This is a genomic window from Clostridium sp. LS3, assembly GCF_055330225.1.
This window is the reverse complement of sequence record NZ_CM143921.1, coordinates 3,626,109-3,632,500: the sequence shown is the minus strand read 5'-3', so window position 1 is coordinate 3,632,500 and position 6,392 is coordinate 3,626,109. Positions and strand designations below refer to the sequence as shown.

Genomic DNA, 6,392 nt, shown 5'->3' with positions numbered 1-6,392 from the left:
ACGGAGAAGGATAGGATGTGCTAGCGATTGGAAATGCTAGTCTAAGCATTTAGGGAGTTAAGACAGGAAAATCCGTCTTAACAATTCTGAGGTGTGATGGGGAAGGCCAATTTGGCCGAAGTATCTGATTCCATGCTTCCAAGAAAAGCATCTAGAGAGAGAAGTAGTGCCCGTACCGCAAACCGACACAGGTAGATGAGGAGAGAATCCTAAGGCCATCGGAAGAATTGCAGTTAAGGAACTAGGCAAATTGACCCCGTAAGTTCGCGAGAAGGGGTGCCTGCGAGAGCAGGCCGCAGAGAATAGGCCCAAGCAACTGTTTAGCAAAAACACAGGTCTCTGCTAAAGCGTAAGCTGATGTATAGGGGCTGACGCCTGCCCGGTGCTGGAAGGTTAAGGGGAACACTTAGCGCAAGCGAAGGTGTGAACTTAAGCCCCAGTAAACGGCGGCCGTAACTATAACGGTCCTAAGGTAGCGAAATTCCTTGTCAGGTAAGTTCTGACCCGCACGAATGGCGTAATGACTTGGGCACTGTCTCAACTGCAAATCCGGCGAAGTTGTAGTGCGAGTGAAGATGCTCGCTACCCGCGATTGGACGGAAAGACCCCGTAGAGCTTTACTGTAGCTTAGCATTGAGTTTCGATATTGTCTGTACAGGATAGGTGGGAGACTGAGAAGCTAGGGCGTCAGCCTTAGTGGAGTCATCCTTGGGATACCACCCTGACAGTATTGGGATTCTAACCGGACGCCATGAATCTGGTGACGGGACATTGTTAGGTGGGCAGTTTGACTGGGGCGGTCGCCTCCAAAAAAGTAACGGAGGCGCCCAAAGGTTCCCTCAGAACGGTCGGAAATCGTTCGAAGAGTGCAAAGGCAGAAGGGAGCCTGACTGCGACACCCACAAGTGGAGCAGGGACGAAAGTCGGGCTTAGTGATCCGGTGGTACCTCGTGGGAGGGCCATCGCTCAACGGATAAAAGCTACCTCGGGGATAACAGGCTGATCTCCCCCAAGAGTCCACATCGACGGGGAGGTTTGGCACCTCGATGTCGGCTCGTCGCATCCTGGGGCTGTAGTAGGTCCCAAGGGTTGGGCTGTTCGCCCATTAAAGCGGCACGCGAGCTGGGTTCAGAACGTCGTGAGACAGTTCGGTCCCTATCCGTCGCGGGCGTAGGAAATTTGAGAGGAGCTGTCCTTAGTACGAGAGGACCGGGATGGACTGACCTATGGTGCACCAGTTGTTCTGCCAAGAGCATGGCTGGGTAGCTAAGTCGGGAAGGGATAAACGCTGAAAGCATCTAAGCGTGAAGCCCCCCTCAAGATGAGATTTCCCATAGCATAAGCTAGTAAGACCCCTTGAAGAACACAAGGTTGATAGGTCAGAGGTGTAAGTGTGGTAACATATTTAGCTGACTGATACTAATAGGTCGAGGGCTTGACCAATAATTAAAGATTTTGGCTCTAATTCATGTGCAATTTTCAGGGAACAAACTCTGAATTATTCCGTGGTAGCTCAATGGTGGAGCACTCGGCTGTTAACCGATAGGTTGGAGGTTCGAATCCTCTCCACGGAGCCATTTTAATTTTAAGAGTTTTATAAGAGTAGATTTAAATCTATTGTTATAAAACTCTTTTTTGATGTGGTTAATTGGAAAAAATGTAACTTTTTTGTAACTTTTAGTTAACGAATTGTAATGACTTGTAGAAAAAAATTATATATAATTAAATTATGGGACAAGCAATATCTAAAAAAAGAGAAAGAGTGGGTTTTATGGCTAATAGAAGTAGAGTAATGAGAAAGAAAAGATTTATTATATTTACAGTTGTCTTAATAGCATCTATATTTGCATTATCATTGATTTTTTATGAACTAAAGGAAAATATTTTTTATATAAAGGCAGAGACTTTAGGCAGCAATGTTGAAAATTCTAACGATAAGAAAAATGAAGAAAATGATATAGATTCTGAAAATACTAAACATTCTGACGAACAAACAGATAATATAGTTAATGCTGAGGAAGTTGAAAGTGAAGATTTAAATACTTTAGATAATTCAGGTTATCTGCCACTAGATAAGGATCCAAATGCAGATGATGCTTCAGTAGTTCTCCCTAAAACTATGTATGAATGGAATTTTTATAGAGAAGATGGAAGAAAAATTGCGTATCTTACTTTTGATGATGGACCTTCTAAACATGCAACTGAAAAAATTTTGGATATATTAGCAGCAAATAATGTAAAGGCTACATTTTTTACATTAGGCAGTTCAATTGAGCATAATAATCAAGCAGCAGATATATTAAAAAGGATTGCTAGGGAAGGGCATTCTATAGGAAGTCATGGATATTCACATGATTATTCTATACTTTATCCTAACAGAACAGTAAATGTAGATGCTTTTATAAATGACTTTGAAAAAAATGATAGAATATTGAAGGAAATATTGGGAAAAGATTTTAATACAAGATTAATAAGAATGCCTGGTGGACATGCTAGCTGGAACGGAACAGCAGCATTGGATGAAGTATTGACTAAAAAAGGAATTTATCAAACGGATTGGAATTCATTAAATGGAGATGCAGAAAGTAAGGATTTTCCAACGGAGCATCTATTGAACAAATTAAAGGAAACTGTTGGGGATAAAGATGTAGCAATTGTATTAATGCACGATACTGATGCTAAAAAAGGAACAGTTCATTATTTACAAAGTGCTATAGATTATTTAAAATCAGAAGGATTTGAGTTTAGAACCTTGAAATAAAAAAGGGACGGATATCCGTCTCTTATTTGCATATATAAGAGTATAAATCATTAAAAAAGTTAATAATATTATATATTTAGGGGGAATAAGATGAGTAAAATATTACTAGTAGAAGATGAAGAAAGTATAAGAGGATTTTTAAAAATAAATTTACAAAGAAACAATTTAGATGTAATTGAAGCTAAAAGTGGTGAAGAGGGTCTGAAACTTGCAGCTATAGAAAAGCCTGCAATTGCAGTTTTAGATGTTATGTTACCAGGAATAGATGGCTTTAAAGTATGCAATAAATTAAGAAATGATTTTCCTGACATTGGAATAATAATGCTAACAGCAAAAGGTCAAGATATGGATAAGATTATGGGATTAGAATACGGGGCAGATGATTATATTGTAAAACCCTTTAATCCATTAGAGGTTGTTTTAAGAATAAAAGCATTGATGAGAAGGCTTGGAAATGAGAAAAAGGAAAAGTTGCAATTAGGAGCATTTTTAATAGATATGTATTCTCAGAAGGTTTTAAAGGACAATATAGAAGTAGATGTAACTCCAAAAGAATATTTGTTAATGAAGATATTTTTAGAGAATCCTAATAAAGCTTTCACTAGAGATGAGCTATTAGATTTAGTTTGGGGAAAAAACTATTTTGGAGATGCAAAAATAATAGATGTTAATATTAGAAGGTTAAGGGCAAAAATAGAAGAAAATCCTTCAGAACCTAGATATATAGAAACTATATGGGGCATAGGATATAGGTGGAAGTCATAAGAATGAAGAGTATAAAGAATGAGTTACTAAAAGGAATATTTATAATTATTTTTTCAACTGTTATGTTTTTAAATATTTTACTAATGATATTTATTCGAAAATATTATTATGATAATACTGAAGATCTATTAAAAAATAGAATACAAGTATCTATAAACTTTTATACTAAGTATTTTTCTTCAAAGTCATTAGCTGAAACTATTTATGATAATGTTGATACTTTTTGGAATGATAATAATGCCCAAGTTGAAATTTTTGATTCAGAAGGTAATTTATTAATGGATTCTATTGGAATTAATGATAGTAAGTTAATCAATACACCTGATATAACTAAAGCTATTAAAGGTGAAGCAGCTAGGTGGATAGGAAAAGTTGATTATTATGATAGTAAAGTTATGGCAGTATCATATCCATTAATTATAGATGGAGAAATAATAGGTGTAATTAGATTTATAACTTCATTAGAAGCTATAGATATGGTAATAACTAATATAATCCTTATATTTTTTGCTATATCAATCGTTGTTTTAATATTGGGAATAGTATTAAGTATATTACTATCAAATAGTATAATCAATCCAATTAAATATTTAAATAAAGTTGCAGAAAAAATGGGGAGTGGAAATTTAGGAATTAGAAGTAATCTTAATAGTGAAAATGAAATTGGACAATTATCAAATACTTTAAACTTCATGGCAAATGAGATAGAAAAAAGAGAACAATTAAAAAATGAATTTATATCTTCAGTGTCCCATGAATTAAGAACACCGTTAACAGCTATAAAAGGTTGGACCATAACCCTAAATAATGATGAAACTGATAAAGAAACGTTAAAGTTAGGTTTTGAAATAATAGAAAAAGAAACGGATAGGTTATCCTCAATGGTAGAAGATTTATTAGATTTTTCTAGATTAATAAATGAAAAAATAACGTTAGACTTAAAAAGTATAAATATAATTGAGTTCATGAATCATATAGAATCTTTTATAAAACCTAGAGCAAAAAGAGAAGGTATAAATTTAAAATTTGTAACAGAAGCTGAAGGTTGTATGTGTGTAGATAGTAATAGATTGAAACAAGTATTCATTAATTTGTTAGATAACTCATTTAAATTTACTGAAGAAGAAGGTAGTATAATTTTTACAACGATAAAAATTAATGATAAAATAAAATTTATAATAGAAGACAATGGTTGTGGAATATCTGATGAAGACTTACCTAGAGTAAAAGAAAAATTTTTTAAAGGAAAGAATTCTAAATCTCAAAGTGGCATAGGATTATCAATTTGTGATGAGATAATAAAATTGCATAAAGGTATATTTAATATATATAGTAAATTAGGAATAGGTACAAAGATTGAAATTATTATTCCAATAAGTAAGGAGCAATAGTATGAAAAAATTTTTATTTATATTTGTTATACTAATACTTACTATGAGTATAGGTTGTAGCAAAGTAAGTGGAAAAGATACACAGGCAATAAAAGCTCCTGATAATAATAATCTTAAAATAAAAGGAGTATGGAGTATAGAAGATATTAGTATACTAGATAATGAAATTGAAAATAAAGAAGAGATAATGAATTTAAAATCTTCTTTAATAAGTATAACAAACAATAAATTTTCTATACTTAATAAAGTGTATTCAAATCCAAAATACAAATTAAAAGTTGTTGATGAGACGTATGTTTTGTCATATGAATTAAATTTAAAATTAGGAGATGTATTAGAGGAAGAATCAAAACTAGATTTAATATCAATAATAGATTCTAATACAATTGTAGGAGACTTTATTTCAGTAGATGATGAAAATGGATATATATTTTATGATGGAATACTATTTAAATTAGTCAAAAAGGAGAGTAACCCAAAAGATATAGATTATGAAAATAATATGGTTGAGGCAGAGGTAATAAAAGAAGATTACAATAGCGATATAGGGGTTATGATAGCTTTAAAGACCCCTAGAAAAAAATTAGATAATGGTACCTTTACAGAAGAAAAATATAAAACATTGTGGATATCATTTAAGAATGATAAGCTACAACCTGTTTTAGAAAAGGAAAATATAATATTCCCAAGAATGAATGGAATATGGAGTATTAAAAGTAATTTAATTGAAAATAATGCTGAGCATATAGAATATTTTACTGCTGCACCTTTAGAAGGGAAGCAAGAAATAAAACTAGAAGCAAGTGAGCCTAAGGATGTATATAAAAATATAAACTTCATCTCAAATGATTATATTTCTATTGAAAAATATGAAGGAGATAATTTTCAAAACATATTTCCTATATATCAGACTATTCCTATAGATAATATAAATTCAAAGAAGGGACTTAATATTGAAGAAATATACTCAATTGAGGCTAAAGAAAAATATAAAAAAGATTTTAATTCAACTCTCGATACTTTGTCAGAAGAGAAGAGAAACAGTTTAAATAAAGATATAAATTACAGTAATTTTACTATAAAAAGAGTTGAAGGGAAATGGAGCTTAGTTGGAAATATTCCATCAATTAATACAGATTATAATGGAATAAGTTATAGAATATCTTTAAATCCAAGTAAGAAAATATTAAATTATGATACGCTATTAATTTCATGGAAGGATTTAAAATGGAAATTTCCTTTCATAAAGGATGCTTATACATCTCCAACTGGAAGGTTAGCTGTAATATTATCCAATAATAAATTATTGGTATATGAAATGGAAGATCGAGATGTAAAGGGTAGTCCATTAATAAGTATAGAATTAAATGAAGATGAAGAAGTAATAATGGCTGAGTGGGCTAGTGGTAGTTATGTAGATTCATGGGCAAAGGCATTTAAAGATGGAAAAGAGATAGGCATGGAGGAGGAGTAAT

General features: G+C 32.7%; 4 protein-coding genes, 1 tRNA gene and 1 rRNA gene (1 of these 6 only partly in view). All 6 read left to right on the top strand.

The genetic code is table 11. The features are described 5' to 3' along the window. Positions 1 to 1,443: ribosomal RNA gene (locus tag ACZJV1_RS17090) — 23S ribosomal RNA — on the top strand; it begins 1,463 nt to the left of the window's first position. 59 nt (positions 1,444 to 1,502) lie between these two features. Continuing rightward, positions 1,503 to 1,577: transfer RNA gene (locus ACZJV1_RS17085), tRNA-Asn, on the top strand. Between the two features lie 194 nt (positions 1,578 to 1,771). After that, positions 1,772 to 2,761, top strand: coding sequence for a polysaccharide deacetylase family protein (locus ACZJV1_RS17080; protein ID WP_463650878.1), 990 nt, complete (start codon positions 1,772 to 1,774; stop codon positions 2,759 to 2,761). Positions 2,762 to 2,851: 90 nt separating this feature from the next. Further along, on the top strand, positions 2,852 to 3,526 hold the full coding sequence (locus ACZJV1_RS17075) for a response regulator transcription factor (RefSeq protein WP_411169049.1): 675 nt from the start codon (positions 2,852 to 2,854) through the stop codon (positions 3,524 to 3,526). Positions 3,527 to 3,528: 2 nt separating this feature from the next. Beyond that, positions 3,529 to 4,917, top strand: a complete 1,389-nt coding sequence (locus ACZJV1_RS17070; protein WP_460289407.1) for a sensor histidine kinase — start codon at positions 3,529 to 3,531, stop codon at positions 4,915 to 4,917. A gap of 1 nt (position 4,918) precedes the next feature. Then, entirely contained in the window at positions 4,919 to 6,391 is a 1,473-nt protein-coding gene (locus tag ACZJV1_RS17065) for a hypothetical protein (protein ID WP_460289406.1), read from the top strand. Position 6,392 lies beyond the last annotated feature (1 nt).